This window comes from Thiomonas sp. DCM-2, assembly GCF_056820905.1.
The window spans coordinates 225,587-251,012 of sequence record NZ_CM165962.1 but is presented as its reverse complement, the minus strand read 5'-3'; the positions used below and the strand labels follow the sequence as shown (position 1 = coordinate 251,012).

The window sequence follows — 25,426 nt, the reverse complement described above, 5'->3', positions numbered from 1 at the left end:
CAGCCGCCCTTATTCCGCGCAGTTGGATGGGCATGACAACTCTGTCGTTCCCTTTTCCGGCCTGCATTTCCAAAATGCAGGGCATGAAACACGCCAAGCAATTCCACACACCAACAGGAGCGGCCCTGCGCGGCCGATGGCAGCATGTGCGGCGCGCCCTCGCCGTGTTCTGGCTGCTCGCCGCCTGGGCGCTGCAGCAGGGGGTGAACGCCGCGCCGCTGGCGCAGCAGCCATCGGCCTTTGGTCCGCTGATTTCGGCATCGGCGCTGGCGGCATGGACCGGCCCTGTGCAGATCGTGGACATTCGCGACGACGCCGCCGCGCCCGACGCCGCGCATCTTCCCGGCGCCATCCCCGCGCCGTACGCCGACTGGCGCGGCCCGGCGAGCAACCCTGGGGCGCTGTTGCCGCTGGCGCAGTTCACTGCCCTGGTGCGGCGCCTCGGCCTGCGTCTTGAAACGCCCGTGGTTCTCGTGGCCACAGGCAACGACCCCAGCGACTTCGGCGCTCCGGCACGGGTGTACTGGACACTGAAGTGGCTGGGGTTCAAGCGGCTCGCCATTCTCAACGGCGGCATGACCGCCTGGCGCGCCGCCGACCTGCCGCTGACGCGCCAGCCCACTGCGGTGACGCCCAGCCGATTCACCCCACAACTCGACAACGCGCTGCTCGCCACCCGCGCTGCGGTCGAGAAGGATCTGAAGTCCTCCGGCGTGCTGCTGCTCGACGCGCGGCCAGCCGTCTTCTATCTGGGCCGCGAAAAGGCGCCCGCCGCCGCCCGACCCGGCACCCTGCCCGGCGCGCTGGATTTCGATCACGCCCGCTGGTTTCCGCACGGCGGCGGCGCGCTGCCGGACGCACAAGTGCTGCAACGCATCGCCCGCACCCTGCCGCAGCCGCCCGGTGTGCAGCGCACGGTGTCGTTCTGCAATACCGGGCATTGGGCTGCGATCAACTGGTTCGTGCTGTCTGAGGTGCTGCATCAGCCGCATGTGGCGCTGTACCCCGGCTCGATGGTCGATTGGTCGCGCGCCGGGGCGCCGATGGCGCATGTCCCCACCCGGCTGCAGCAACTGTGGCAACAACTGGAGAGCACATGGCAATCCCTCTGACCGCGACGCTGCCGCCGCAGACCGCGTCAATCCCCCGGCAGGGCCAGCGCCTGAGCACCGGCATGCTGCTCATCGCCGCGCTCGCCGGGTTTGCGGCGATCACCTGGCTGGTGGGCTGGCGGCAAGGGCTGCTGTGGTTGATCGGCCTGGGCTACGGCGTGCTGCTGGCTGCAGCGGCGTTTGGCTTCACCACCGGCTGGCGGGTGTGGATCACGCGGCGCGATCCCAAAGGGCTGTGGGCGCAGTGCGTGGGCATTGCGGTGGCCATGCTGCTGAGTGTGCCGCTGCTGGCGGCACATCCCGAGCTGGAAGGGGCGGACGGTCCGCTGTCGATCAGCCTGCTGGTCGGCGCGTTCGTCTTCGGCGCGGCGATGCAGGTGGCCGATGGCTGCGGTTCGGGCACGCTGTACAAGGCCGGTCTCGGGCATCCGGTCAGCCTGGCGGTATTGCCCGCCTTCGTGTTCGGCAGCTTTCTCGGCGCCGCGCAGCTGCCGGCCTGGCTGGCACTCGGTGCGCTGCCGCCGGTCAATTTGGTGCATGTGCTCGGTGCGGGGTGGACGCTGACGGCGCAACTCGCGATGCTTGCGCTGCTGGCCGTGCTGCTGTGGCGCTGGCGCCGCCCGCAGCCGTCGCGCTGGAAGGGGTCTGCGGTGTGGTGGGCCGCCATCGGCCTGGGGCTGCTGGCAGCGGCCAATCTGGTGGTCGCCGGCCAGCCCTGGGGCATCGTCTACGGACTGGGTCTGTGGGGGGCGAAGATCGTGCAGGCGCTGGGGATCGACCTCAGCCACAACGCGTTCTGGGGCCTGCCCGCGCAACAGGCGCAGCTGCACGCCACGGTGCTGGCGGACAACACCAGCATCACCGATCTGGGGCTGCTGCTCGGTGCGCTGATCGCGGCGCGCTGGAAGGGCACGGCCTGCCCTGCAGTGAAGCTGCCGACGCGGCAGTGGCTGGCCTCCATCGCCGCCGGACTGCTGCTGGGCTACAGCTCGCGGCTGGCGTTCGGCTGCAATGTGGGGGCGTATTTTTCCGGCATCGCCACCGGCAGTCTGCACGGCTGGGTGTGGTTCGCCTGCGCGTTCGGCGGCAGTCTGCTGGGCGTGCGGCTGCGTCGTCGGCTGGGGATGCAGGATTGAGGGCCCGTCCGATGCACCGTCGATCTTCCTGGCGCATCGCCCTGTTCTGGGCCGCGGTGCTCGCGCTGCTGGTGCTCGACTGGCGGGTGAGCACGCCGCACGACCGCTTCGCCGAGCCGCCACCCCTGGCGCTGGGCAACGGCCCGGCGATGGACGCCGGTCACTGTTCCCTGGTGCCGGCGCCGGAGGCGTCGAGCTCGCGGTGACGCAGCAGCACGGTGTACTGGGCGCCGAAGGCGCGGCTGAGCTGCTCGGACAGAAACACCGAGCGGTGCTGCCCGCCGGTACAGCCGATGGCCACGCCCACATAGCTGCGGTGATCGGCCGCAAGCCGGGGCAGCCAGCGCTGCAGAAAGGCGGTGATGTCGGCCTGCATCTGCAGCACCTCGGGCTGGCGCAGCAGAAAGTCGGCCACCGGGGCGTCGCGCCCGGTCAGCGGGCGCAGCGCGGGGTCGTAATGCGGGTTGGGCAGCATGCGCACATCGAACACATAGTCGGCATCGAGCGGCACGCCGCGCTTGAACGCGAACGACTCGAACAGCACCACCATCTGCGACGCCTGCACCCGCACGGTCTGCTTGATCCAGTCGCGCAGTTGCGCCGCCTTCATCTGGCTGGTGTCGAGATGCAGCCCGATTTCGGCCACCGGACGCAGCAGCTCGCGCTCGAGTTCGATGGCCTCGATCAGCGCATTGGCATAGCCCTCGCCGCGCGCCGCTGCGGGGTTGCCCGCCTGCTGCGCGGTGATGCGGCTGGTCAGTGGATGGCGACGGCGCGTCTCGGAAAACCGCTGCACCAGGGTATCGGTTGCGCAATCGAGATAAAGGGCGTGCACCTCGCAACAGGCACGCAGATCCTTCAGCAGGGTCGGCACGTCGGCCAGCGACTCGGCACTGCGCGCATCCACCGCCACGGCCACGCGCAACTGCCCCGACTGCCGGGTCTGCGCGACCAGCGCGGTAATGAGCTGCGGCGGCAGGTTGTCCACGCAGTAGTAGCCCGAGTCTTCGAGCGCGGCCAGCGCCACCGACTTGCCCGAGCCCGACAGCCCCGAAATCAGCACCAGCTGATGGGTGGAACGCGGATCGACCGATGGTTGCGTTGCAGAGGGTTCAGACGGGTTCATGGCGGAGTCGAGGGCGGATCAGGCGGCGTCGCAGCCGTCGAGCAGTTCGCGCGCGTGTTCGAGCGCGGCGCTGGACTGCGCATTGCCGCTCAGCATACGGGCGATTTCCGTCTGGCGTTGTGACGGCTGCAGAACGTCGAGCAGGCTGGCGGTCTGCCGGCCGCTGCTTTGCTTGCGCACCGCCACATGCTGCTGCGCGCAGGCCGCCACCTGCGCCAGATGCGTGACCGCGAGCACCTGGCGGTCGCGGCCCAATTTGCGCAGCAAGCGCCCGACGGTCTGCGCCACCGCGCCGCCGATGCCCGCGTCCACCTCGTCGAAGATCAGGGTGTCGGTGTCCTGCAGCGCGCTGGTGGTCACGGCCACGGCCAGTGCGATGCGCGAGAGCTCGCCGCCGCTGGCCACCTTGCCCAGCGCGCGCAGCTCGGCGCCGGGGTGCGCGGCCACGCGCAGCTCCACGCTTTCCGCGCCGCGCGCGCCCACTGCGTCCAGCGGGGTGAGCGCCACATCGAACCGCCCGCCGGGCATGCCCAGATCCTGCATCGCCGCCTGCACCGCGCCTGCAAGTTGCTGCGCCGCCTTGCGCCGCAGCGCGGTGAGCCGGGCCGCAGCCTGCTGCAACACGGTCTGCGCGGCGTGTTCCGCCTGCTCCAGGGCCGGCAGATCGGCGCTGCGGTCGAGCTGGGCCAGCCGCTCGCGCAGCGCGGCGTGCGCCTGCGGCAGGTCGGCCGGGGGCACGCGGTGCTTGCGCGCCAGACGCATCCAGTCGGCCAGCCGCGCGTCAAGTTCGGCCAGGCGCTGCGGATCGGCCTCGGTCCGTTCGGCCAGACGATGCAGATCGTGGGCGAGTTCGTGCAGGCTGGTGTGCGCGGACTCGATCTGCAGCACCAGCGGCTGCAGGCCGGTGTCCACCTGCGCGGCGCGTTCCAGCGCCTGTTGCGCCTGCGCCAGCAGCGCCAGCGCGCTGAGTTCCTCGCCGTCGAGCGCAGCCTGCGCGGTGGCGAAGTCTTCGAGCAGACTGCTGACATGCGCCAGCCGCTTGTGCTCGGCTTCCAGCGCATCCCACTCGCCCTGCGCGGGGTGCAGGCGGTCGAGTTCGTCGCACTGCCATTGCAGGCGTTCGCGCTCGTCCGCCAGAGCGCCCGCGTCCTGCTGGGCCTGATGCAGCGCCTGCTGCGCCGCGCGCCATTGCGCCCAGGCCTGCGCCACAGTCTGCGCCTGAGGCTGCGCACCGGCGTAGCCGTCGAGCAGGCTGGTGACCACTTCGCGCCGCACCAGGCCCTGATAGGCGTGCTGGCCGTGGATGTCGACCAGCATCTCGCCAGCACGCTTGAGCTGCGCCGCGGTCGCCGGGCTGCCGTTGATGAAGCCGCGCGACTTGCCCTGCGCGTCGATCACGCGGCGCAGCAGCACGCTGTCGCCCTCGACCGCAAAGCCCTGTTCGTCCAGCCAGGCGGCCAATGGCGTGTTCACGCTGAACTCGGCGCTGATCTCGGCGCGCGCCGCACCGCTGCGTACCACGCCGCTGTCGGCGCGCTCACCCAATGCGAGCTTGAGCGCGTCGATCAGAATGGATTTTCCCGCGCCGGTCTCGCCGGTAAGCACGGTAAAGCCCCGGCCAAAGTCGATGTCGAGCTCGGGGACGATGACAACATCGCGCAGGTGCAGGTGGAGCAGCATGGTTCAGGCAGCGCGCAGCAGATCAGGTCTCATCGGGAATCTCGTGCCAATGCAGCTTCTTGCGCAGGGTGGAAAAGTAGCTCCACCCGGGCGGATGCAGGAACACGCAGCGATACGGCGCCTGGCTGATGCGGATGCGGTCGCCGCCGATCAGCTCGGCGTAGCTCTGCATGTCGAAGTTCACGCTCACGTCGCGCGGCGTGACCACCTCGATCACGATCTCCGCCCCGCCCGGCAGCACGATGGGCCGGTTCGACAGGGTGTGCGGCGCAATCGGCACCAGCACCACGCCGTCCACACTGGGATACAGAATCGGGCCGTAGGCCGACAGCGCATACGCCGTGGAGCCGGTGGGCGTGGCCACGATCAACCCGTCGGCGCGCTGCACATACATGAAGCGGCCGTCCACCTCGACCTTCAACTCCACCAGCCCCGAGGCGCCGTTGCGGTTGACCACCACGTCGTTGACCGCAATGGCGTTGAAAATGGACTGGCCGGCCCGCTCGACCGCGCCGCTGAGCATCGCGCGTTCCTCGCGCTCGAACGCCCCCACCAGCAGCCCGTCGATGGCCTCTTCCCAGGCGCTGTCGGCAATGTCGGTCATGAAGCCCAGCCGTCCGGCATTGATGCCCACCAGCGGCACGTTCAAGGGAGCCAGCCGCCGCGCTGCGCCCAGCATGGTGCCGTCACCGCCGAGCACCACAGCCACCCAGCCGCCCTGCGCGGTGCGCTCGGCCAGCTCGCTGCTGCGCAGCACCGGATACGGCAGCTCGGTGTGCTGCGCGGTGAGCTCGCCCACCCAGACCTCCACCCCGGCGCGGGTCAGCCGCGCGGCAATCTCACCCAGCAGGCGCTGCGCCTGCGGCGCCTGATATTTGCCGATCAGCAGAACTTGCTGGAACACGGTGCGGGACATGGAGTTAGCTGGAAGTGCGCGACACGGAAAACCCGCCGCAGCGGCAAATTACAGCACAGCCGCATGATCCGTTACGGAGCGCTGCGCACAGGCCGTGGCATCCCTAAAATTGCGGCATGGACGAACGCTCTCGCCTGCTGCTCAAAACCCTGATCGAGCACTACATCGCCGATGGTCAGCCGGTGGGTTCGCGCACCCTGTCGCGCGCCTGCGGGCTGGAGCTTTCCGCGGCCACCATCCGCAATGTCATGGCCGATCTGGAAGACCTCGGGCTGATCGCCAGCCCGCACACCTCCGCCGGTCGCATTCCCACACCCCGCGGCTACCGGGTGTTCGTGGACGCCATGCTCACCGCGCACCCGCAGGCCCAGGCCGATCTGCTCCAGCACACTTTGCAGCAGCAGATCGACACCGCACCGCCGCAGCAGGTCATGGCGCGGGCGGCGCAGCTCATGTCCAGCCTGTCGCAGTTCGTCGGCGTGGTGCTCGCGCCGCAGCGCAGTGGCGCGTTTCGGCACATCGAGTTTCTGCGCCTCAGCGAGCACCGCATCCTGCTCATCATCGTGAGCCCGGAAGGCGATGTGCAGAACCGCATGCTGCACTGGCCGCAGCCCTTGAGCCAGAGCGAACTCAACACCGCCACCAACTACCTCAACACCCATTTCTCGGGTCTGAGTTTCGAGCAGGTGGCGCAAAAGCTGGGCAGTGAGGTGGAGCATCTGCGCGCAGAACTCGTCGCCCTGATGCAGGCCGGCGTGCAAGCCGGCAGCCAAGCCCTGTCACAGGCGCAGGACCAGGTGGTCATTGCCGGCCAGCAGCAACTTCTGGGCATGGGCGATCTGGCCGGCAACATCGACAAGCTGCGGCAGCTGTTCGATCTGTTCGAGCAGAAGGCCCAGTTGCTCAAGCTCATGGACGCATCAGCCAAGGCCGACGGCGTGCGCATCTACATCGGCGGCGAAAGCGAGGCCGTGCCCTTCGAGGAACTCTCGGTGATCACCGCGCCCTACGCGGCAGACGGCAAGGTGGTCGGCACCCTGGGCGTGATCGGCCCCACCCGCATGGCCTACGACCGCATGATCCAGATCGTCGACATCACCGCCAAGCTGGTGAGCAACGCGCTGAGCCAAAGGTAGCTGACGGCGACCTCGGCCGCCCACCCGCGGCCGCCCACCTTCGGCTACACATTCGGCCCTGCCGGGAAAGCCTCAACGCACCAACAGCACCGGCACCTGGGTCGCAGCCACCACCTTGCTCGCCACCGAGCCCATGACGAAACCCTTGAGCGCCGAATGACCATGCGTGCCCATGAGGAGCAGATCGGGTTGCAGGCGCTGCACCTCGGCGACGATTTGCTGCGCCGGGTCGCCCACCACATGGTGTGACGCGAACGCCAGCCCGGCCTCGCGCAACAGATTTTCAGCAGGAGCCAACGCCTGCGCGCCGCGATCGCGGTAATAGTCGTCGAGCGTGGCCTTGCTCAACTGCGCCCGCGCCAGTGGCGTGCCGATGGGCAGTGCCACCGTGAACAGAGTGATGCGTGGCGTCTCGCGGTACCACCTCACCTGCTGCACCAACACCTGCGCAGCGCGGGCGGTATAGGGCGATCCGTCAACCGGTAGAACGATGTGCATGGAAAAACCTCCCTGACAGGCATGATGCCTGAGAACGCAGCAACGCAAGCACTCGGCCCGTCAAGTTCAGACGAAAAAAAGCCGCCCGAAGGCGGCTTTCAAAACAGGTTGCAAACAGCTTGCGCTGATTAGAAGCTGTGTTTGATGCCCAATGCAAAACCGCTGGACGATTGTCCACCCATCAGGCCGGAGCCAGCAATGGTGGCGTCGCCAACATACTGGTCAACATTGCTCTGGTTGCTGATATGCGCGTAGGAGGTGTACAAGTTGGTGCGCTTGGAAAGAGCATAGGTGTAGCCGATCGCAGCCTGTTTCACAGTGGAGTTGTTCAGGTTGCTGTCTTTGCGCTGTCCGTAGCTGACCAAAACCGCACCCGGACCGACCGGGATCGTACCACCCAACATCCAGATCTTCAGGTTGGGGTTCTGACCACCATTGGTCATCAGAGCGCCATCGCCGAACTTCTCTTGAGCATAGTAAGCCACAACTTTGGCTACGCCAAAGTCATAACCGCCATAAATATTCCACAGCTTGTTCTTGAAGTAGCCGCCCGAGGGAATGATGCCATTGCCGGTTGCGTCGAGCATCAGCGCTTGCGTACCAACTGCACCTGCAGCTGTAAAGTTGTGCTGCAGATACGTTGCACCCGCAGAAATCGGGCCATTGGCATACGTCAGTGCCAAGTTATAGGCACGGCCGTTGGAGTTGTTGCCAGGCTGGCCGCCGAAGCCATAGGCAGCCGTACCTTGGAAACCTGCGAATGTCGGCGTCATGTAGGCCATGACCTGCGACACCCGAACGTAGTCAAGCGAACCTGGGTCCAAGTTGGTGATGGAACCGGTCAGACCCGCACCGAACGGATCGGCGGTAGATGCTGCATTGAAGAACGGGCTGTACATGCGGCCCAGAGCCACGGTTCCGAAGCCACCAGTCAGGCCTACCATGCTGGTACGGCCCATGAAGGTGGATCCGCTGGTGCAATAGCTGCCACCCGCTTGGTTCTGGGCACCTTGGCCAGCACCGGTGTAGGCAGAAGTGTTGTTACCGTTGGCACAGAAGCCGGTTTCCAACTGGAACATGGCCGACAGACCACCGCCCAGATCTTCCTTGCCTTTCAGGCCGATGCGCGAGCCATTTTGAATGCCGGAGCCCAGACGGTTCACGGTGGTGTTGTCGTAAGACAGGTGCTCGACGCCGAGGTCGACGATGCCGTAGAGCTGAACGCTGTCAGCAGCCATGGCTGCACCGCTGAATGCGCCGAACAATGCCAGCGAGAGGAGGGTTTTTTTCATGAGTACATCTCCAGAGATTTGTTGAACAACCTGCCCGGGAGCCGGGCCTGCTTGACACAAAAACTGCTGTGCTTAAGCCGACTCCTGTGGAGGAGCTATTGCTATTTCAGCAAAGATCGAGGCGGAGCGCAAAGCTGGGGGTTAAGAATGATGCGAATGGGGCCGTTCTGTTGGCGCGGCGCAACAGAACGGAACCATCAAGGTAAACCCGAGGTCGCTTGAGCGAGAAAAAAGCCGCCCGAAGGCGGCCTTGCAATCTGCGCAATGAGGTCAAAACTGATGACGAATGCCGAGGGCGAAGCCGCTCGAGCTCTGGCCACCGAGCGTACCCGCAGCATTGATCCCGTTGTCGCCGACATACTGATCCACAGCCGCTCCATTGCTGATGTGCGCATAGGAGGTGTAAACATTCGTGCGCTTGGACAGAGGATAGGTATAGCCAATGGCGTACTGTTTGACCTTGGTGTCTCCCGCGCTGTTGTTGTCCTTGCGCTGAGCATAGGAAGCGAGCACGTTGCCCGGCCCCACTGGCACTGTGGCGCCGATCAGCCACACGCGCAGGTCGGGAGACTGATTGGTGCCGGTGTAGATCAGGCCGTTGCCGTATTTTTGCTGTGCATACATGGCACTGAGCTTGGCAACGCCAAGGTCGTAGCTGCCGTAGATTTCTGAGATTTTGTTGGTGAAGTAGCCGTCTGCGGGCACTGTCGCGGTCGGACCAAATTCCTTGGCCAGGTTGGTGTAGGGGTTGAACGTGCCTGCAGCCGTGGCTGTGTAGTTGTGACGCAGGTAGTCGGCACCCACCATCAGCGGGCCGTTCTTGTAGTTCAGGTTCAGCTCGTAGGCTTGGCCGTTGGAGGTGCTGCTGGGCTGGGCACCGAAGGCATACGCCAGCCCGGCTGTGAAGCCTGCGAAATTCGGCGTCACATAAGCCAAGCCTTGCGACACACGGGTGTAGTTGTTCGAGGCAGGATCAACGTTCTTCATGGTGCCCGTCATGCCAGTACCAAACGGATCGATCTGCGTGGCGGCAATGTAGTTGAACGAATAGAACCGGCCCATCTGGAACGTACCGAAGCTGCCCTTGAGACCAATGACGCTCAAGCGCCCCATGAAATTACCACCAGAGCAGTAGCTGCCGCCTGCTTGGTTTTGCGCACCTTGGCTGGTTCCCTTGTAGACGGAACTTCCACCCGAATCGTTGCCGTTTGCGCAGAAGCCTGTTTCCGCGGTGAAAAACGCGCTGAGGCCACCGCCAAGGTCTTCCGTGCCTTTGACGCCGATACGCGAAGTCGATTGCGCACCGGAACCCAGACGGTTCACGCTGGTGTTGTCGTAGCTCAGATGTTCAATTCCAAGATCAATGATGCCGTACAGCTGCACATTGTCTGCAGCCATCGCTGCGCTGCTGAACGTGCCAAGCAAAGCCATAGCCAATAGAGTTTTCTTCATTGCATCTCCAGTGTTGCGGTTTGAGAGAAAGCCTGTGTCACGGCATCTTGAGTGCCTCTCTAGCAATTTACCTTCAGACTTGTGACAAATTGAAGCGCCCGATACAGCACACAGTATTAAATGACGACGCGCCGTTTCATAAACACAACAATTAGTCAGCTTCCTCGCTGAGCGCCACGATGTCGACGCTATGGGTGATCTCCGCGGTCTTCACCAACATCGCGCTGGCCGAGCAATACTTGGTGTGCGAGAGTTCAACCGCCCGCTGCACCATGTCAGTGCGAAGGTCTTTGCCCGTGACGGTGAAGTGCATGTGAATGCGGGTGAACACCTTGGGGTCGGTGGTGGCGCGTTCGGCGTCGAGCCGCACGGTGCAGCCGCGCACGTCCTGCCGGGCTTTCTTGAGGATGTAGACCACGTCGTAGGCGGTACACCCTCCCGTGCCCGCGAGGACGGTTTCCATCGGGCGCGGCGCCAGGTTGTGGCCGCCGGGCTCGCCGGGGCTGCTGGCCGGGGCGCCGTCCATGCGCAGGGTGTGGCCGGTTTCTGTCTGCGCGGTGAAGGCCATGCCGCCCTCGCCTTCCCATTGCACGGTGCATTGCATCTGTTGTCCTTTCTTTCTTTGTGATGGCGGGATTGTCCGACAGGCAAGTTCCGCTGGGCTTGCGGCAACTGACCAGAATTTAGTCCATGTCATCCGTCAGTTTCGATACGCACCAATGCTTCTGCAAGCTGCGCGCATCAGGCACGCCCGATGCGCTGACTGCCGTGCTGGACTTGCAGTGAACCCGCTGCAGCCCCGACAGGCACTTGATTTATATCAATTTCTGCGACTTTACCCGGCGCAAGACCGCCGATTCTGGCGCCAAGCGTCTGCAAAAAAGAAGAATGATTTCAATATCTTGGTCGTTGTATCCGTATATGCTTATCTAGCAATTCCATGATGTGCGAGTGGGCTATGCAAAGTCTATAAGCATCCTCTAATATTCAGTCACGCGTCGAGTTTGACGCACCCCTTGTCTCCTCCACCTCCTCCTTTGGTGGATTCTTACCCGGGCCGATGACATCATCCGCCCGGGTATTTTTTTGCCGCATTACATCGCCCACGCCAGCCCGGCCACTGCGATGTAGCGCAGGCTGCGTCCGAGCAGCATCCAGAAGGCGCAGGCCCAGGCGTTGATGCGCAGCCAGCCAGAGGCCACCACCAACGCATCGCCAATGCCCGGCGCCCAGGCCAGGACGGTGATGGGCGCGCCCCAGTGGCGCACTTGTGGCGCCCAGCGCCAGGCGTCTGGGGTCTGCCAGCGCCGCGCCCAGCGGCCAAGGGCGTAGGTGGTCATGCCGCCGAGGGTGTTGGCCGCAGTGGCTACCAGCACCGCGAGCAGGGTGTGCTGCGGCTGCGCGGCGATCACCACGAGGAGCACGGCTTCGGAGCTGAAGGGAATCAACGTCGCGGCAGCGAAGCTCAGCGCCGCCAGAACATAAAGCCCGCCGGGGCCGCTTGCGGCGTGCAAGACGACCTGCCACCACGACGCGACGGTCTGGAGCCAGTCGGGGGCCATCATGCCTGTGTGGACCGCCAGTGGCCGTGTGTCCAGCAACTCATAAAATCAATCTTTTCCCGGGACAAAGCAAATGGCCGCAAAGCATACCGATTATCTGCAGCGCATTTTGAACGCACGGGTGTATGACGTGGCCATTGAGTCCGCGCTGGAACCGGCGCGCAACCTCTCGCGCCGCCTGCACAACAAGGTGCTGTTCAAGCGCGAGGACACGCAGCCGGTGTTCAGCTTCAAGCTGCGCGGGGCATACAACAAGATGTCGCGGCTGAGCGACGCCGAACGCGAGCGCGGGGTGATCTGTGCGTCGGCGGGCAACCATGCGCAGGGCGTGGCGCTGTCGGCGCACCGACTGGGCTGCCGCGCGGTGATCGTGATGCCCGCGACCACGCCCAAGGTGAAGATCGACGCGGTGCGCGCCTTTGGCGGTGCCAGTGTGGACGTGGTGCTGCAGGGCGAGAGTTACAGCGACGCCTACGCCCATGCGCTCACACTCCAGGACAAACAGGGGCTGACTTTCGTTCACCCGTTCGACGACCCGGATGTGATCGCGGGCCAGGGCACCATCGGCATGGAAATCCTGCGCCAGCACCAGGCGCCGATTCACGCAGTGTTCTGCGCCATCGGCGGCGGTGGGTTGATCTCGGGGGTGGCCGCCTACATCAAGGCGGTACGGCCCGAGATCAAGGTCATCGGGGTGCAGACGGTCGATTCCGACGCGATGCTGCGCAGCGTGCAGACCGGACGGCGCGTGACGTTGCCGGAGGTCGGCCTGTTCTGCGACGGCACCGCGGTCAAGCAGGTCGGTCGCGAAACCTTCCGCCTGGTGCGCGAACTGGTCGATGATTTTGTCGTGGTCGACACCGATGCGGTGAGCGCCGCCATCAAGGACGTGTTCGAGGACACCCGCAGTGTGCTGGAGCCCTCCGGCGCGATGTCGGTGGCCGCACTCAAGGCCTATTGCGCGCAGCACAGGCTCAAAGGCGAAACGCTGATTGCCGTGACCTGCGGCGCGAACATGAACTTCGACCGCCTGCGCTTCGTCGCCGAACGCGCCGAGGTGGGCGAGGCGCGCGAGGCGCTGTTTGCCGTGACCATTCCCGAGCAGCCGGGCAGCTTCCGCCGCCTGTGCCGCCTGGTGGGCGCACGCAACGTGACCGAATTCACCTATCGCATCAAGCGCCCGGAAGAGGCGCATGTGTTTGTCGGTCTGACGGTCAACGGCCGCGACGACGCGCAGAAAATGGCCCAGACCTTCGAGCGCGCGGGCTACCGCGTGCTCGACCTCACCGACAACGAACTCGCCAAGGTGCACGTGCGCCACCTGGTCGGCGGCCCGGCGCCGCGCGACGCGCAGGGCCAGAGCATGGCGATCAACGAACGCCTGCTGCGTTTCGACTTTCCCGAACGCCCTGGCGCGCTGCTGCGCTTTCTCGACAGTCTGAATCCAACCTGGAACATCAGCCTGTTCCACTACCGCAACCAGGGCGGCGACAGCGGCCATGTGCTGGTCGGCATCCAGGTGCCGCCAGCGGACCGGAAGGCATTCAGCCAGTTCTTGCAGCAGCTCGGCTATCAATACACCGAAGAAACCGACAACCCGGTGACGCGGCTGTTCCTGAGCTGATTTCCCCCTCCCGGCCTCCCCCACGCGTGGGGGAGGGGAGATCAGCGCGAAACGCTTCCCTGGGATGCCCCTCCCGCCCCCAATTGAGAGAGAGGACAACACGCCCTCCCCACTTGTGGCGAGGGCTGGGGTGGAGAAACGGTTCGCTCTCAGCGCTCAGCGCGGAAACAGCACCTTGTGCTCGCCGTACTCAGACGGAAAGCCGCGCAGTGCCGCCTGGGCGAGCGGCGCGGCAACCGAGGCCAGGTCGCGCTGGTAGCCGCCGGTATTGGCGTGCGACTGCCAGATCAGCGCGCCGGTGGCGGTGTCGCGGATTTCGAGGGTGAGGCTGCGCTCGTAGTAGTTGGGCGGGGGCATCCAGCCGAACAGGCCGCCGCCCCAGCCTCCCCAGCCGCCGGGAAAGTAGACGGCGCCACTCGGCAGCAGCACGGGGGGCGGCCAGACCGAGGGGCCGTAGGTGGCTTCGAGGTCGAGGCGCACGGTGTAGGCGTAACGTGCGGTGTAGGGTGCGGGCTCACCAAGCAGCGGCACCATGCCGGCCTTGGTCATGGCGTCGAGCACAGCGGTCTGCAGGGTGTAGGCGTCGGCACTGTCGGCATTGCCGGGGGCGGCCTGCACCTGCACCTTGGCACCCACGAGGGCCTGCGGCGCGGGGTGCGGCGTGACAACGGTGGTGCGCAGATCGGTCAGGCTGGCGCAGCCGCCGAGCAGCAATGCGGGAACCAGCAGCAGGCCGATGCGGACGGAATTCCATCGACGGATCAGTGGACCGGGTAGGCGCATGGCAGTTCCTCCACATCAAAACCATTGGACGGATTGTGCGCGGGAGAGTTCGCCGGCGCCACCGCAGGGTTCCGGGTCGAAGGCGATGTCGCCCTGCGGATCGGGCAGTCCCGTGGCGCGCAGCCCGACGAAATCGAACAGCTTGCGGTCTGCCAGGTGCGACGGCGTGACCTGCGACAGCGCGTTGAACATGTTCTGCGAGCGGCCCGGATGCTCGCGCTCCCATTGCCGCAGCATGGCCTTGATCTGCTTGCGCTGCGCGTTGTCCTGGCTGCCGCACAGGGTGCAGGGGATGAGCGGAAATTCGCGCACCTGCGCCCAGCGTTCGAGATCGGCCTCGTTCACATAGGCCAGCGGGCGGATGACGACATGCTTGCCATCATCGCTCACCAGCTTGGGCGGCATGGCCTTGAGCTTGCCGGCGAAAAACAGGTTGAGGAAAAAGGTTTCGAGCATGTCGTCGCGGTGATGGCCGAGCGCGATCTTGGTGGCACCCAACTCGCCCGCGACGCGGTAGAGAATGCCGCGACGCAGCCGCGAGCACAGGCCACAGGTGGTCTTGCCCTCGGGGATGATGGACTTGACGATGGAGTAAGTGTCTTGCTCCTCGATGTGAAACGGCACGCCGCGGCTCCTGAGATAGTCGGGCAGCACATGCTCCGGGAAACCCGGCTGCTTCTGGTCGAGGTTGACGGCCACCAGATCGAAGTCGACGGGCGCGCGTTCGCGCAGACTCAGCAGGATGTCGAGCAGCGCATAGCTGTCCTTGCCGCCAGACATGCAGACCATGACGCGATCGCCCTGCTCGATCATGTTGAAGTCCACCACCGCCTGGCCGACGAGGCGGTGCAGGCGCTTGGACAGCTTGTTGTCCTCGAACGCGGCCTTGTGCGCCGCGCGGCTGGTTGCGGCAGCGTCCCGGGCATTCACGGCTGCAGGTCCTTCACATGAAACACCTCCACGCCCACGCTCTGGCAGTCGGGGTAGACGTCGGGCTTTTCGGTGGACACGCGCACGGCCTTCACCCGCGGGTGTTCGAGCATGATGCGCGCCACGTCGTCGCACAGGGTTTCCTGCAGGTGGATGTGGCCGCGGGCGATGCGCGCAGCAATCACACTGCGCATGAAGTCGTAGTCGACCACTTCGTCGAGCTTGTCCTGTTGCGGGGTGGACATGGCCAGCGGAATGAACAGATCGACATTGATGAGCACGCGCTGCTCGCCGCGCTTCTCGAACTCGTGCACACCGATGTTGATGTTGACCTCGTAATTCTGCAGAAACAGGCGGCGACAGGCGCGCAGGGCGGGGTGCGACAGGGCACTGAACATGGGAATTCCTAGCTTGAAATGGGGGGCTGCTCGCGCAGGGCAAACAGCACATCGCGCCCGGTGCCGGCCAGATGCTGGCCGCCGTCGACCAGCAGGGTGGTACCGGTCATCGCGCGGGCCTGCAGCGCGAAAAGCACCGCCTGCGCCACGTCCTGCGGCGTGCTGCCGCGCTGCAGCGGGGTGCGGCTGTGCACGCGGGTAAATTCGTCCTCGGTCATCGGCCCGGACGGCAGCATCAGCCCAGGCGCCACGCCCACCACGCGCAGCACCGGAGCGAGCGCCTGCGCCAGCGCCACGGTGGCCGCCTGCAGCGCGGCCTTGGACAAGGTGTAGGACAGGTAATCGGGGTCGGGATTGCTCAGCTTCTGATCGAGCAGGTTGACCACGCAGCCCTGCGCGCCGCGCGCGCTCAGGTGCGCATGCAGCGCCTGCGCCAGCAGCACCGGGGCGATGGTGTTGACCTGGAAATGCTGCCGCGCCGCGTCCACGCTGAACTGCAGCGCATCGTCGAACGCGAACAGCGCGGCATTGTTCACCACCGCATCCACCCGGCCCAGCGCGGCCACCGACCGCGGCAGCAGCGCCTGCACCGCGGCGGGGTCGGACAGATCGGCATGCACCGCGGCAGCCTGCGCACCTGCGGCCTGCGCCGCGCGGCACACCTCGGCTGCTGCCTGCGCCGAGCGGTGATAGTGCACCGCCACGTCCCAGCCGTGCGCGGCCAGATGCAGCGCGATCTCGCGCCCGAGCCGGTGCGCGCCGCCGGTGACGAGCGCGACGGGTCGCGAACCAGGTGCAGGAGGGGCTGCGGGCGGCATACTTTCTAGAATGCGGGAGTGAACCAAAGACCATCAAGTCTACCGGCCCCCGCCCCTTTGGCGCTCGAGCGCAGCGCGCAACTCCTTGCGCAATTGCGGGCTGCTCTGCACGCAGGCGGCGGCTGGCTGCCGTTCGACGCCTACATGCACCAGGCGCTCTACGCGCCGGGACTGGGCTACTACACCGCGCAATCCGGGCAGTTTGGCGACTTCGGCAGCGACAGCGACTTCGTCACCGCGCCCGAACTCTCGCCGCTGTTTGGCCGCACCGTCGCGGCGCAGGTCGCGCAGGTGTTGCAGCACACCGGGCTGCAGACGGTGGTCGAATTCGGCGCGGGCTCGGGCAAGCTCGCCGCGCAGCTGCTGGGCGAGCTCGACCGCCTGGGCTGCGCGCCGCTGCACTACGCGATCGTCGAAGTCTCGGGCGCGCTCAAGCATCTGCAACTGCAGACCTTGCAGCGCACCGTGCCGCATCTGGCCGGACGGGTGCAGTGGTGGCGCGCGCTGCCCGAGACATTCGAGGCCGTGGTCATCGGCAACGAGGTGCTCGACGCCATGCCGGTCAAGCTGCTCGCGCGGCACGAAACCGGCTGGATGGAGCGCGGCGTGTCGCAGGAGGGCGACGATCTGGTATTTGCCGACCGCCCGACCACGCTGCAGCCGCCCGACCCCGAGGCGCAGGCGCTGCCGGTCGGCAGCGTCACCGAAACCCACCCGCAGGCGCTGGCTTTCATGCGCACCCTGGCCGAGCGGCTCGCGCGCGGCGTGGCGCTGTTCATCGACTACGGCTTTCCGCAGCGCGAGTATTACCACCCCCAGCGCCACATGGGCACGCTGCGCGCACACTACCGCCACCGCGCGCTCGACGACGTACTGCTCTGGCCGGGGCTGGCCGACATCACCGCGCACATCGACTTCACCGCGGTGGCGCTGGCCGCGCAGGACGCCGGGATGGACGTGCTCGGCTACACCAGCCAGGCGAATTTTTTGATGAACTGCGGGCTGCTCGATCTGGTGGCCGAGGAATTTGCCGCCGGGCCACCGCCGGTGGCCCCCAGCAGCGCGGCGGCGCTGTGCGCCGCGACCGCCGCCCCCGGCGGTTCGCACTATCTGCGGCAGACCGCTGCGGTCAACAAGCTGCTGGGAGAGAGCGAAATGGGCGAGCTGTTCAAGGTCATGGCGCTGGGCCGCGGGGTGGACATGCCTGCGCTGCGCGGCTTCGCCCGCGGCGACCGCACCCACACGCTGTGAGGCGGCAAGACCATGCGCTGGCTGATCGTGTTCATCCTGGCGTCGATCGTGTTCTCGGCGCTGCTGCCGCACCTGCGGCGCTTTGGCATCGGCCGCATGCCGCTCGATTTCAGCTTCCGGCTGTTCGGCCGCGAGTGGGTTTTTCCGTTTGGATCCAGCCTGCTGCTGTCCTTCCTCGCCTATGTCATTGCGCGGCTGGTGTAGGCGCTTCCCAGATCCGCCACGCCGCTGCGCCGATCGCCAGTTGCACCAGTAGCACCAGCGCCACGCACCCCGCCCAGCCGGTGTGCGCCCACACCCAGGCTGGGCCGAACGCGCCCACGCTGCCGCCGACGTAGTAGCACAGCACGTAAAGCCCGACCGCCGATGACCGCGCCTGCCCGGCGAGCGCCGGCACCTGCGCGGTGGCCATCGACTGCGCGATGAACACGCCCGCTGAGCTCAACGTCAGCCCGAGCACGACGGCCCACACCGGGGCGAGCAGAGTCAGCAGCATGCCGCCGCTGCCCAGCACGACCGCGGCGACGAACACCTGCCGCTTGCCAAAACGCCACGCCAGCTTGCCCGCCAGCGGCGTCGCCACCATGCCGACCAGATAGACGGTGAACAGCAGGCTCAGGTCCTTGAGGTCGAAGCGGTACGGCGCGCCGGCCAGGTGAAAGCTCACATAGGTGAAGGTGCACACTTGCGAGAACAAAATGCCAAAGCCGATCGCATACGTGCCGAGCAGCTTGCGGTTGCGCAGGTGCGGCGCAAAGCCTGCGAGCGCCGCGCGCAGCCCGCCGCTGCTGGCGTGAAACCGACGCGACTCGGGCAGGCCGCGGGCGATCAGCAGCAGGAACAGCGCATTGACCCCGCCCAGCACCGCGAACGCCGCCTGCCAGTCGGCGTGCGCGGTCACCATGCCGGCGATGAAGCGCCCGGAAAAGCCGCCGGCGACCGAGCCGGAGATGTAGAGCGCGGTCACCGCAGGCACGTCCGACGGCGGCCATTCCTCGCTGATGTACGCCACGGTCGCGGTGAACACTCCGGGGATGCACAGCCCTTCGATCGCGCGCCACACCAGCAGGCCGTGCAGCGTGGTCGCCGTGGCCGCCAGCAGGGTGGACAGCGCCAGCCCGGAGAGCGAGGCCAGCAGCACCCGCTTGCGGCCGAAGCGGTCTGCCGCGATGCCGGAAAACGGCGCCGCCAGCGCCACCGCCAGGGTGGTGACCGTGATCGTCAGGCTCAGCGCCGCGACGCTGGCGTGAAACACCGCCTGCAGGCTGGGCAGCAGCCCCTGCGTGACGTACATGGTGAAAAACGCGCACATGCCCGCGGCGGTGACCGCGGCGCGGCGCAGCCATTCGGGAGGGCGGTCGGAGGCGGGGGCGGAGGCAGGCAGAATCGTTGTCGACATGAAAAAAGCGGGGTGTGCGGGCTGCGCGGCGCGCAGGACACGCTGTTTTTCTGAGCTTAGAGCCCGCAGCTCGATATGTGAAATATCATTTCCCGAAACTTTGAGACGTTTCGGATATGGAACTGCGGCATCTGCGCTATTTCGTCGCCGTCGCCGAGGAGCGCCATTTTTCGCGCGCGGCGCAGCGGCTGCATGTGTCGCAGCCGCCGCTGAGCCAGCAGATCCAGGCGCTCGAGGCCGAACTCGGCGTGCCGCTGTTCATCCGCGGCCGCGGCGGGGTGCAGCGCACCGCCGCGGGCGATGCCTTGCTGCCGCTGGCGCGCGGCATTCTCGACGCGGTGCAGCACGCGATCACGCAGACGCGGCAGGCCGGCCGCGGCGAGACCGGACGGCTGCGCATCGGTTTTGCCGGGTCGATGCCGTTCACCGACGTCATGCCGCGGCTGCTGCGCGACTTTCGCGCCGCCTGGCCGCAGGTCGCGCTCGATTTGCGCGAGCAACCCTCGCAGGCGCAGATCGACGACCTGCTCGCCGACCGGCTCGACCTGGGTTTTTTGCGCCACACCCCGGCCATCGACGACGCGCGGCTTTGCACCCTGGTGGTGCAGCGCGAGCCGCTGCTGGTGGCGATCCACGCCGACCATCCGCTCGCGGCGCGCGCTGCGGTCGCGCTGGCCGAGCTGCGCGACCAGCCCTTCGTGCTCTACAGCGCCAGCCTCGGCTCGGGCCTGCGCGCGCAGACCCTGGCGCTGTGCGCGCAGGCCGGGTTCAGCCCGCGGATCGCGCAGGAGGTGCACGAAATGCCGACTCTCATCGGACTGATTTCCGCCGGGCTGGGCGTGGGCATCGTCGCCGCGTCGATGCAGCGCGCGCAGCTGCCGTTCGTCGCCTACCGACCGCTGGCCGACGTGCACGCCAGCACCGAGGTGCTGCTGGCCTGGCGGCAGGACGATGCGCAGCCGCCGCTGCGCAATTTCCTCGCGCTGGCCAGCGCACAGCCGCTGCGTGAGGGTGAACCCGCGACGGGTCAGCGCTGAGAGTCTGCCGGTTGCCCCCACCCGGCCTGCCCCACGGCTGTGCTGGGAAGAACGGCACGGCGCGTCATGCGCGAAACACCCCCACGCCGCGTCCTCTCCCCGATGGGAAGTCGAGCGAGGGAGGCGCCGCCCTCGCCCGTTGCGTGCCGCATCAACCGGGCCCGATCAGCACCGCGCGGAAATCGTTGACATTGGTGTAGGTCGGGCCGGTGACCAACAGGTCGCCGGTTGCGGCAAACAGGGTGTAGGCGTCGTGGCCATCGAGCATGGCGCGGGGCTTGAGACCGGCGGCGCGGGCGCGGTGCAGGGTGTCCGGGGCGATCCACGCGCCAGCGTTGTCTTCGCTGCCGTCGATGCCGTCGGTGTCGCCAGCCAGGGCGAACACGTTCGGTTCGCCGTCCAGCGCCAGCGCCAGCGCGAGCAGGAATTCGGTGCCGCGGCCGCCCTTGCCCGGGGTGCTGCCCTTGGCCACGGTCACGGTGGTTTCGCCGCCCGACAGCAGCACGCACGGACGCGCAAACGGCGTGCCGTGCCGTCCGATCGAGCGGGCCAGCGCCGCATGCGCCAGCGCGATATCGCGCGACTCGCCCTCCATGTCGTCGGCCAGGATGTGCGCGGGCAGACCCACTTGCGCGCAGGCGTCGGCTGCGGCCTGGAGCATCTGACGCGGGGTGGCGATGCGTGCGACGCGGTTGCGGGCAAAGACCGGATCGCCGGGTTTGGGGGTTTCGAGCGCGCCGCTGTGCAGCGCGGCGCGAACCGCCTCGGGAATGTCGATGCGGTAGCGATCGAGGATGGCCAGCGCATCGGCGCAGGTCGTCGGGTCGGGGACGGTCGGGCCGCTGGCGATCACCGCCGGGTCGTCTCCGGGCACGTCGGAAATCAGCAGCGTGAGCACGGGCGCCGGGGCGCAGGCTGCGGCCAGCCGTCCGCCCTTGATCGCCGACAGATGCTTGCGCACGCAGTTCATCTCGGCGATGGTGGCGCCGCTCATCAGCAGTTCGCGGTTGATGCGCTGCTTGTCGGCGAGCGTCAGCCCCGCAGCAGGCAACGCGAGCAGCGCCGAGCCGCCGCCGGACATCAGCGCGATCACCAGATCGTCTGCCGTGAGGTTCGCGGCGAGCGCGAGCATGCGGCGCGCTGCGGCCTCTCCCGCAGCGTCGGGCACCGGATGCGCGGCTTCGACCAGCTCGATGCGCCGCGGCTGCGCATGCCATTTGGGCGGGGCGTAGCCGTAGCGCGTGACCACCAGCCCGGACAGCGGCGCGTCCGCCGGCCATGCCTGCTCGAGCGCCCGCGCCATCGCCCCGCTGGCTTTGCCCGCGCCGAGCACCAGGGTGCGCCCCTTGGGGGGCGACGGCAGATGCGCGGGCAACACCCGCTCAGGCTGCGCACGGGCCACGGCCAGGTCGAACAGCGCGCGCAAAAAGGCGATCGGCTCGGTCGCGGGGTCGGGCAGGGTCATGGGCGGATCGGCTGCAGCGCCCTCACGCATCCGGCGCGATGGTGTGGTGGCTCATCAATTCCACCGCGCGGCACAGCGCGGAATGGTCGAGCGCGTCCATGCCGTTGGCGGCACAGGCCGACATGAGCTGCTGCGCCGCCGCAGTATTGGGCAGCGCCACGCCGAGCTGCCGCGCGCCGGACAGCGCAAGGTTCAGGTCTTTCTGGTGGAGATTGATGCGAAAGCCGGGCTGGAAGGTGCGCTTGATCATGCGCTCGCCGTGCACCTCGAGAATGCGCGACGCGGCAAATCCGCCCATCAGCGCCTGCCGCACCTTGGCCGGGTCGGCACCGGCCTTGCTGGCAAACAGCAGCGCCTCGGCCACGGCCTGGATGTTGAGCGCGACGATGATCTGGTTGGCGACCTTGCAGGTCTGGCCATCGCCATTGCCGCCGACCAGGGTGATGTTCTTGCCCATCAACTGAAACAGCGGCAGCACCTTGTCGAACACCTCCTGCTTGCCGCCGACCATGATGGTGAGTGTGGCCGCCTTGGCGCCAACTTCTCCGCCCGACACCGGGGCGTCGAGGTACTCGCACCCCAGCGCGTTGATGCGGCGGGCGAAGTCCTTGGTTTCCATCGGCCCGATCGAGCTCATGTCGACCACGATCTTGCCCGGGCTCAGCCCCTGCGCCACGCCGCCTTCGCCAAACAGCACCTGCTGCACATCGGGCGTGTCGGGCACCATGGTGAAAATGACCTCGGCCTGCCGCGCGACTTCCGCGCCGCTGGCGCAGGGTCTGGCCCCGGCGTCGAGCAGCGCCTGCGGCACTTTGCTGCGGGTGTGGACGTAGAGGGTGTGCCCGCCTGCGAGCAGGTGGCCCGCCATCGGCGCTCCCATGATGCCCAGGCCGATGAATCCAAGAGTTGCCATGCGAATCTCCGTTTGGGTCTGTGTTTGTGTTTACACCGCGGCCAGCCAGCCCAGACCCGCGGTGGTGGTGGTTTTGGGTTTGTACTCGCAGCCGATCCAGCCGCCGTAGCCGATGCGGTCGAGATGCGCGAACAGGAAGCGGTAGTTGATCTCGCCGGTTCCCGGCTCGTGGCGGCCGGGGTTGTCGGCCAGCTGCACGTGCGCGATGCGCGGCAGGTGCTTTTGCAGCGTCGCAGCGAGCTCGCCTTCCATGCGCTGCATGTGGTAGATGTCGTACTGCAGGAACAGGTTGTCGCTGCCGACGGCGTCGATGAGGTCGATCGCCTGCTGCGTGTGGTTGAGGTAGAAGCCCGGAATGTCGAAGGTGTTGATCGGCTCGATCAGCAGGCGGATGCCATGCCTGCCGAGCTGCCCGGCGGCGTAGCGCAGGTTGTCGATCAGGGTGGCGCGCAGCACGGCGGGGTCGGCGCCGGCAGGCGCCTTGCCCGCCAGGCAGTTGAGCTGGGTCACGCCCAGCGTCTTGGCGTAGTCGATCGCCAGCGCCACGCCGTCGCGGAATTCGGCCACGCGCTCGGGCAGACAGGCGATGCCGCGCTCGCCCGCGTCCCAGTCGCCCGCGGGCAGGTTGTGCAGCACGATCTGCACCCCGGCTTCCAGCGCGGCGTTGCGCACCTGCTGGGCGGTGTGAGCGTAGGGAAAGAGAAACTCCACCGCCTTGAAGCCGGCGCGGGCGGCGGCGCCGAAGCGGTCGATGAACGGCGCTTCGGTGAAAAGCATCGTGAGGTTGGCGGCGAATTTGGGCATGGTTCAGACTTGGGCGGGTTGCAGGTCGATGACGGGGTCGAACTCGGTGATGGCGTCGATTTCGGCGCCCATCGCGATATTGGTCACGCGCTCCAGAATGATCTCGACCACCACGGGAACGGCGTATTCCTTGATCAGCCTGCGCGCCTGCGCCAGCGCAGGCTGGATCTGGTTCGGGTCGAACACGCGGATGGCCTTGCAGCCCAACCCTTCGGTGACCTTGACGAAGTCGACGCCGTAGCCGTTCACCTCAGGGGAGTTGACGTTCTCGAACGACAGTTGCACGCAGTAGTCCATGTCGAACTGGCGCTGCCCCTGGCGGATCAGGCCGAGGTAGGAATTGTTGACCACGATGTGGATGTAAGGCAGCTTGAACTGCGCGCCCACGGCCAACTCCTCGATCAGAAACTGGAAGTCGTAGTCGCCCGAAATCGCCACCACATCGGCGGTCGGGTCGGCCACCACGACGCCCAGCGCTGCCGGCATGGTCCAGCCCAGCGGCCCGGCCTGACCGGCGTTGATCCAGTGCCGCGGCTTTTCCACCTTGAGCAGTTGCGCCGCGGCGATTTGCGACAGGCCGATGGTCGTGACATAGCGGGTGTCGGCGTCGAAAAACTCGACCATCTCCTTGTACACCCGGTGCGGCTTGATCGGAATCTGGTCGTAGTCCCATTTGCGCAGCAGGGTCTGCACGCGCTGCCGGCAGGCGCGCGCCCAGGCGCTGCGATCCTTGAGCCGCCCTGCGGCCTTGCGTTCGCGCGCCACCGCGATGAAGAGTTCCAGCGCGGCTTTGGCGTCGGAGACGATGCCGTAGTCGGGCATGAACACCCGGCCGATCTGCGTCGGCTCGATGTCCACATGGATGATCTTGCGCCCCTTGGTGTAGACCTCGGGCGAGCCGGTGTGGCGGTTGGCCCAGCGGTTGCCGATGCCCAGCACCAGATCGGAGGCGAGCAGGTTGGCGTTGCCGCCGCGGTGCGAGGTCTGCAGCCCGACCATGCCGGCCATGAGCGGGTGGCTGTCGCCGATCGCGCCCCAGCCCATCAGCGTCGGGATCACCGGCACGCCGGTGAGTTCGGCAAACTGCACCAGCAGATCGCTGGCGTCGGCGTTGATGACGCCGCCACCGGCGACAATCAGCGGGCGCTCGGCGGCGTCGAGCATGTCGAGCGCCTTTTCGATCTGCGCGCGGGTCGCCACGGGCTTGTACACCGCAAGCGGCGCGTAGGTGTCGGGGTCGAACTCGATTTGTGCGAGCTGCACGTCGAGCGGCAGGTCGATCAGCACCGGCCCGGGGCGGCCCGAGCGCATGAGGTGAAACGCCTGCTGGAACACCTGTGGCACCTGCGCGGGTTCGCGCACGGTCACCGCCCATTTGCACACCGGCTTGGCGATGGCTTCGATGTCCACCGCCTGGAAGTCTTCCTTGTACAGCCGCGCGCGTGGGGCCTGGCCGGTGATGCACAGAATGGGAATGGAATCGGCAATCGCCGAATATAGCCCGGTGATCATGTCGGTTCCCGCCGGGCCGGAGGTGCCGATGCACACGCCGATATTGCCGGGTGCCGCGCGGGTATAGCCCTCGGCCATGTGCGATGCGGCCTCGACATGGCGCGCCAGCACATGCGCGATGTGGCCGTTGCTGCGCAGCGCGGAATACAGCGGGTTGATCGCCGCGCCGGGCACACCGAAGGCCTGATGCACGCCTTCCTTTTCCAGCACCAGCACCGCGGCATCGACCGCACGCATTTTCGCCATGACTTGCACTCCTGAGAATTGCTTCGCTCGCGCGGTGCACGAGCCGTTCAGGGCAGTCTATTGGCGCGATATTTCTTTGTTAATACCACTCAATAGTGAATGATTAAATCCTTTTAACCGACTAATCGCGTGGCTCGCTCCACAGCTTGCCGCCCGTGGCCCAGTGCGACTTGGGCACCTCGAAGAGGATGATGTCCACCGCGTCGGGCGAACACTTGAGCGTGTCGACCACGGCCTGGGTGATGTTCTCGACCAGTTGCTTCTTGACCTCGGGGCTGCGACCCTCGAACAGGTCGATGCGGATGGCGGGCATGGGTTCTCCTGCGGATCAATCAA

General features: G+C 66.6%; 25 protein-coding genes and 1 pseudogene. 8 read left to right on the top strand and 18 right to left on the bottom strand.

Annotated features, from left to right (window positions below; all coding sequences use genetic code 11):
* Positions 1-83 precede the first annotated feature (83 nt).
* The 3 genes from AC1ZQA_RS01225 to AC1ZQA_RS01215 all read left to right on the top strand — a co-directional run bounded on the left by AC1ZQA_RS01225 (position 84) and on the right by AC1ZQA_RS01215 (position 2,454).
* A complete protein-coding gene (locus AC1ZQA_RS01225) occupies positions 84-1,112 on the top strand; it encodes a sulfurtransferase (RefSeq protein WP_482678029.1) in 1,029 nt (342 codons plus the stop codon).
* 62 nt (positions 1,113-1,174) lie between these two features.
* Complete coding sequence (locus AC1ZQA_RS01220) at positions 1,175-2,248, top strand: YeeE/YedE thiosulfate transporter family protein (RefSeq protein WP_482679260.1); 1,074 nt, start codon at positions 1,175-1,177, stop codon at positions 2,246-2,248.
* 11 nt (positions 2,249-2,259) lie between these two features.
* The gene (locus AC1ZQA_RS01215) at positions 2,260-2,454 is read left to right on the top strand and encodes a hypothetical protein (RefSeq protein ID WP_482678028.1); all 195 of its coding nucleotides are present in this window, start codon (positions 2,260-2,262) and stop codon (positions 2,452-2,454) included.
* Here the strand turns inward: AC1ZQA_RS01215 and rapZ are convergent.
* The 3 genes from rapZ to AC1ZQA_RS01200 are packed head-to-tail and all read right to left on the bottom strand — an operon-like array spanning position 2,409 to position 5,970.
* A complete protein-coding gene (rapZ, locus tag AC1ZQA_RS01210; protein WP_482678027.1) occupies positions 2,409-3,374 on the bottom strand; it encodes an RNase adapter RapZ in 966 nt (321 codons plus the stop codon). The two genes, AC1ZQA_RS01215 and rapZ, sit on opposite strands and share 46 nt — an antisense overlap.
* An 18-nt stretch (positions 3,375-3,392) precedes the next feature.
* On the bottom strand, positions 3,393-5,054 hold the full coding sequence (recN, locus tag AC1ZQA_RS01205) for a DNA repair protein RecN (protein WP_482678026.1): 1,662 nt from the start codon (positions 5,052-5,054) through the stop codon (positions 3,393-3,395).
* A gap of 22 nt (positions 5,055-5,076) precedes the next feature.
* On the bottom strand, positions 5,077-5,970 hold the full coding sequence (locus AC1ZQA_RS01200; protein WP_482678025.1) for an NAD kinase: 894 nt from the start codon (positions 5,968-5,970) through the stop codon (positions 5,077-5,079).
* 116 nt (positions 5,971-6,086) lie between these two features.
* On the opposite strand from AC1ZQA_RS01200, the gene hrcA reads away from it, so the two are divergent.
* Positions 6,087-7,106, top strand: coding sequence for a heat-inducible transcriptional repressor HrcA (gene hrcA / locus AC1ZQA_RS01195; protein ID WP_482678024.1), 1,020 nt, complete (start codon positions 6,087-6,089; stop codon positions 7,104-7,106).
* A gap of 72 nt (positions 7,107-7,178) precedes the next feature.
* Here hrcA and AC1ZQA_RS01190 read toward each other — a convergent pair whose 3' ends face one another.
* The 5 genes from AC1ZQA_RS01190 to AC1ZQA_RS01170 all read right to left on the bottom strand — a co-directional run bounded on the left by AC1ZQA_RS01190 (position 7,179) and on the right by AC1ZQA_RS01170 (position 11,913).
* On the bottom strand, positions 7,179-7,604 hold the full coding sequence (locus tag AC1ZQA_RS01190) for a universal stress protein (RefSeq protein ID WP_482678023.1): 426 nt from the start codon (positions 7,602-7,604) through the stop codon (positions 7,179-7,181).
* Between the two features lie 128 nt (positions 7,605-7,732).
* Complete coding sequence (locus tag AC1ZQA_RS01185; RefSeq protein ID WP_482678022.1) at positions 7,733-8,896, bottom strand: porin; 1,164 nt, start codon at positions 8,894-8,896, stop codon at positions 7,733-7,735.
* Positions 8,897-9,166: 270 nt separating this feature from the next.
* Positions 9,167-10,348, bottom strand: coding sequence for a porin (locus AC1ZQA_RS01180; protein ID WP_482678021.1), 1,182 nt, complete (start codon positions 10,346-10,348; stop codon positions 9,167-9,169).
* A 151-nt stretch (positions 10,349-10,499) separates the two neighbouring features.
* Positions 10,500-10,952, bottom strand: a complete 453-nt coding sequence (locus AC1ZQA_RS01175; RefSeq protein ID WP_482678020.1) for an OsmC family protein — start codon at positions 10,950-10,952, stop codon at positions 10,500-10,502.
* Between the two features lie 490 nt (positions 10,953-11,442).
* A complete protein-coding gene (locus AC1ZQA_RS01170) occupies positions 11,443-11,913 on the bottom strand; it encodes a YqaA family protein (RefSeq protein WP_482678019.1) in 471 nt (156 codons plus the stop codon).
* Positions 11,914-11,983: 70 nt separating this feature from the next.
* Between AC1ZQA_RS01170 and ilvA the strand changes: the two genes are divergently transcribed.
* Positions 11,984-13,534, top strand: coding sequence for a threonine ammonia-lyase, biosynthetic (gene ilvA, locus AC1ZQA_RS01165; RefSeq protein ID WP_482678018.1), 1,551 nt, complete (start codon positions 11,984-11,986; stop codon positions 13,532-13,534).
* Between the two features lie 156 nt (positions 13,535-13,690).
* On the opposite strand, the gene AC1ZQA_RS01160 is transcribed toward ilvA, so the two are convergent.
* From AC1ZQA_RS01160 to AC1ZQA_RS01145, 4 genes are read right to left on the bottom strand one after another with little or no spacing between them, the layout of a single operon-like run.
* Positions 13,691-14,317, bottom strand: coding sequence for a DUF4136 domain-containing protein (locus tag AC1ZQA_RS01160; RefSeq protein ID WP_482678017.1), 627 nt, complete (start codon positions 14,315-14,317; stop codon positions 13,691-13,693).
* 15 nt (positions 14,318-14,332) lie between these two features.
* Positions 14,333-15,247 (bottom strand): tRNA 2-thiocytidine(32) synthetase TtcA, encoded by a 915-nt coding sequence (ttcA, locus tag AC1ZQA_RS01155; RefSeq protein WP_482678016.1) that lies wholly within the window; start codon positions 15,245-15,247, stop codon positions 14,333-14,335.
* Positions 15,244-15,645, bottom strand: coding sequence for a dihydroneopterin aldolase (locus AC1ZQA_RS01150; RefSeq protein ID WP_482678015.1), 402 nt, complete (start codon positions 15,643-15,645; stop codon positions 15,244-15,246). The genes ttcA and AC1ZQA_RS01150 overlap by 4 nt, the downstream gene beginning before the upstream one ends.
* 8 nt (positions 15,646-15,653) lie before the next feature.
* Positions 15,654-16,463, bottom strand: coding sequence for an SDR family oxidoreductase (locus AC1ZQA_RS01145; RefSeq protein WP_482678014.1), 810 nt, complete (start codon positions 16,461-16,463; stop codon positions 15,654-15,656).
* Between the two features lie 57 nt (positions 16,464-16,520).
* On the opposite strand from AC1ZQA_RS01145, the gene AC1ZQA_RS01140 reads away from it, so the two are divergent.
* Positions 16,521-17,714, top strand: a complete 1,194-nt coding sequence (locus AC1ZQA_RS01140; protein ID WP_482678013.1) for a class I SAM-dependent methyltransferase — start codon at positions 16,521-16,523, stop codon at positions 17,712-17,714.
* 12 nt (positions 17,715-17,726) lie between these two features.
* On the top strand, positions 17,727-17,918 hold the full coding sequence (locus AC1ZQA_RS01135; RefSeq protein ID WP_482678012.1) for a DUF2905 domain-containing protein: 192 nt from the start codon (positions 17,727-17,729) through the stop codon (positions 17,916-17,918).
* Here AC1ZQA_RS01135 and AC1ZQA_RS01130 read toward each other — a convergent pair.
* Positions 17,899-19,113, bottom strand: coding sequence for an MFS transporter (locus AC1ZQA_RS01130; RefSeq protein ID WP_482678011.1), 1,215 nt, complete (start codon positions 19,111-19,113; stop codon positions 17,899-17,901). The two genes, AC1ZQA_RS01135 and AC1ZQA_RS01130, sit on opposite strands and share 20 nt — an antisense overlap.
* A 116-nt stretch (positions 19,114-19,229) precedes the next feature.
* Between AC1ZQA_RS01130 and AC1ZQA_RS01125 the strand changes: the two genes are divergently transcribed.
* The gene (locus AC1ZQA_RS01125) at positions 19,230-20,150 is read left to right on the top strand and encodes a LysR substrate-binding domain-containing protein (protein WP_482678010.1); all 921 of its coding nucleotides are present in this window, start codon (positions 19,230-19,232) and stop codon (positions 20,148-20,150) included.
* Positions 20,151-20,301: 151 nt separating this feature from the next.
* Here AC1ZQA_RS01125 and AC1ZQA_RS01120 read toward each other — a convergent pair whose 3' ends face one another.
* From AC1ZQA_RS01120 to AC1ZQA_RS01100, 5 genes and pseudogenes are all read right to left on the bottom strand, one after another.
* Positions 20,302-21,615: a glycerate kinase type-2 family protein gene (locus AC1ZQA_RS01120; RefSeq protein ID WP_482678009.1), complete on the bottom strand. Its 1,314-nt coding sequence runs from the start codon at positions 21,613-21,615 to the stop codon at positions 20,302-20,304.
* 22 nt (positions 21,616-21,637) lie between these two features.
* Positions 21,638-22,537, bottom strand: a pseudogene (locus tag AC1ZQA_RS01115) (2-hydroxy-3-oxopropionate reductase); the annotation flags it as partial.
* 21 nt (positions 22,538-22,558) lie between these two features.
* Entirely contained in the window at positions 22,559-23,332 is a 774-nt protein-coding gene (hyi, locus tag AC1ZQA_RS01110) for a hydroxypyruvate isomerase (protein ID WP_482678008.1), read from the bottom strand.
* Between the two features lie 3 nt (positions 23,333-23,335).
* Positions 23,336-25,090 carry a glyoxylate carboligase gene (gcl, locus tag AC1ZQA_RS01105; protein WP_482678007.1) on the bottom strand — a complete coding sequence of 585 codons (1,755 nt, stop codon included), beginning with the start codon at positions 25,088-25,090 and terminating at the stop codon, positions 23,336-23,338.
* Positions 25,091-25,211: 121 nt separating this feature from the next.
* The gene (locus AC1ZQA_RS01100) at positions 25,212-25,403 is read right to left on the bottom strand and encodes a 4-oxalocrotonate tautomerase (RefSeq protein ID WP_482678006.1); all 192 of its coding nucleotides are present in this window, start codon (positions 25,401-25,403) and stop codon (positions 25,212-25,214) included.
* Between the last annotated feature and the right edge of the window lie 23 nt (positions 25,404-25,426).

Excerpts from the sequence above, each read along its gene's own strand:
- AC1ZQA_RS01225 (WP_482678029.1), top strand. The coding sequence starts at position 84 with ATGAAACACGCCAAGCAATTCCACACACCAACAGGAGCGGCCCTGCGC.
- AC1ZQA_RS01220 (WP_482679260.1), top strand. The coding sequence starts at position 1,175 with ATGCTGCTCATCGCCGCGCTCGCCGGGTTTGCGGCGATCACCTGGCTG.
- AC1ZQA_RS01215 (WP_482678028.1), top strand. The coding sequence starts at position 2,260 with ATGCACCGTCGATCTTCCTGGCGCATCGCCCTGTTCTGGGCCGCGGTG.
- rapZ (WP_482678027.1), bottom strand. The coding sequence starts at position 3,374 with ATGAACCCGTCTGAACCCTCTGCAACGCAACCATCGGTCGATCCGCGT.
- recN (WP_482678026.1), bottom strand. The coding sequence starts at position 5,054 with ATGCTGCTCCACCTGCACCTGCGCGATGTTGTCATCGTCCCCGAGCTC.
- AC1ZQA_RS01200 (WP_482678025.1), bottom strand. The coding sequence starts at position 5,970 with ATGTCCCGCACCGTGTTCCAGCAAGTTCTGCTGATCGGCAAATATCAG.
- hrcA (WP_482678024.1), top strand. The coding sequence starts at position 6,087 with ATGGACGAACGCTCTCGCCTGCTGCTCAAAACCCTGATCGAGCACTAC.
- AC1ZQA_RS01190 (WP_482678023.1), bottom strand. The coding sequence starts at position 7,604 with ATGCACATCGTTCTACCGGTTGACGGATCGCCCTATACCGCCCGCGCT.
- AC1ZQA_RS01185 (WP_482678022.1), bottom strand. The coding sequence starts at position 8,896 with ATGAAAAAAACCCTCCTCTCGCTGGCATTGTTCGGCGCATTCAGCGGT.
- AC1ZQA_RS01180 (WP_482678021.1), bottom strand. The coding sequence starts at position 10,348 with ATGAAGAAAACTCTATTGGCTATGGCTTTGCTTGGCACGTTCAGCAGC.
- AC1ZQA_RS01175 (WP_482678020.1), bottom strand. The coding sequence starts at position 10,952 with ATGCAATGCACCGTGCAATGGGAAGGCGAGGGCGGCATGGCCTTCACC.
- AC1ZQA_RS01170 (WP_482678019.1), bottom strand. The coding sequence starts at position 11,913 with ATGATGGCCCCCGACTGGCTCCAGACCGTCGCGTCGTGGTGGCAGGTC.
- ilvA (WP_482678018.1), top strand. The coding sequence starts at position 11,984 with ATGGCCGCAAAGCATACCGATTATCTGCAGCGCATTTTGAACGCACGG.
- AC1ZQA_RS01160 (WP_482678017.1), bottom strand. The coding sequence starts at position 14,317 with ATGCGCCTACCCGGTCCACTGATCCGTCGATGGAATTCCGTCCGCATC.
- AC1ZQA_RS01150 (WP_482678015.1), bottom strand. The coding sequence starts at position 15,645 with ATGTTCAGTGCCCTGTCGCACCCCGCCCTGCGCGCCTGTCGCCGCCTG.
- AC1ZQA_RS01145 (WP_482678014.1), bottom strand. The coding sequence starts at position 16,463 with ATGCCGCCCGCAGCCCCTCCTGCACCTGGTTCGCGACCCGTCGCGCTC.
- AC1ZQA_RS01135 (WP_482678012.1), top strand. The coding sequence starts at position 17,727 with ATGCGCTGGCTGATCGTGTTCATCCTGGCGTCGATCGTGTTCTCGGCG.
- AC1ZQA_RS01130 (WP_482678011.1), bottom strand. The coding sequence starts at position 19,113 with ATGTCGACAACGATTCTGCCTGCCTCCGCCCCCGCCTCCGACCGCCCT.
- AC1ZQA_RS01125 (WP_482678010.1), top strand. The coding sequence starts at position 19,230 with ATGGAACTGCGGCATCTGCGCTATTTCGTCGCCGTCGCCGAGGAGCGC.
- AC1ZQA_RS01120 (WP_482678009.1), bottom strand. The coding sequence starts at position 21,615 with ATGACCCTGCCCGACCCCGCGACCGAGCCGATCGCCTTTTTGCGCGCG.
- hyi (WP_482678008.1), bottom strand. The coding sequence starts at position 23,332 with ATGCCCAAATTCGCCGCCAACCTCACGATGCTTTTCACCGAAGCGCCG.
- gcl (WP_482678007.1), bottom strand. The coding sequence starts at position 25,090 with ATGGCGAAAATGCGTGCGGTCGATGCCGCGGTGCTGGTGCTGGAAAAG.
- AC1ZQA_RS01100 (WP_482678006.1), bottom strand. The coding sequence starts at position 25,403 with ATGCCCGCCATCCGCATCGACCTGTTCGAGGGTCGCAGCCCCGAGGTC.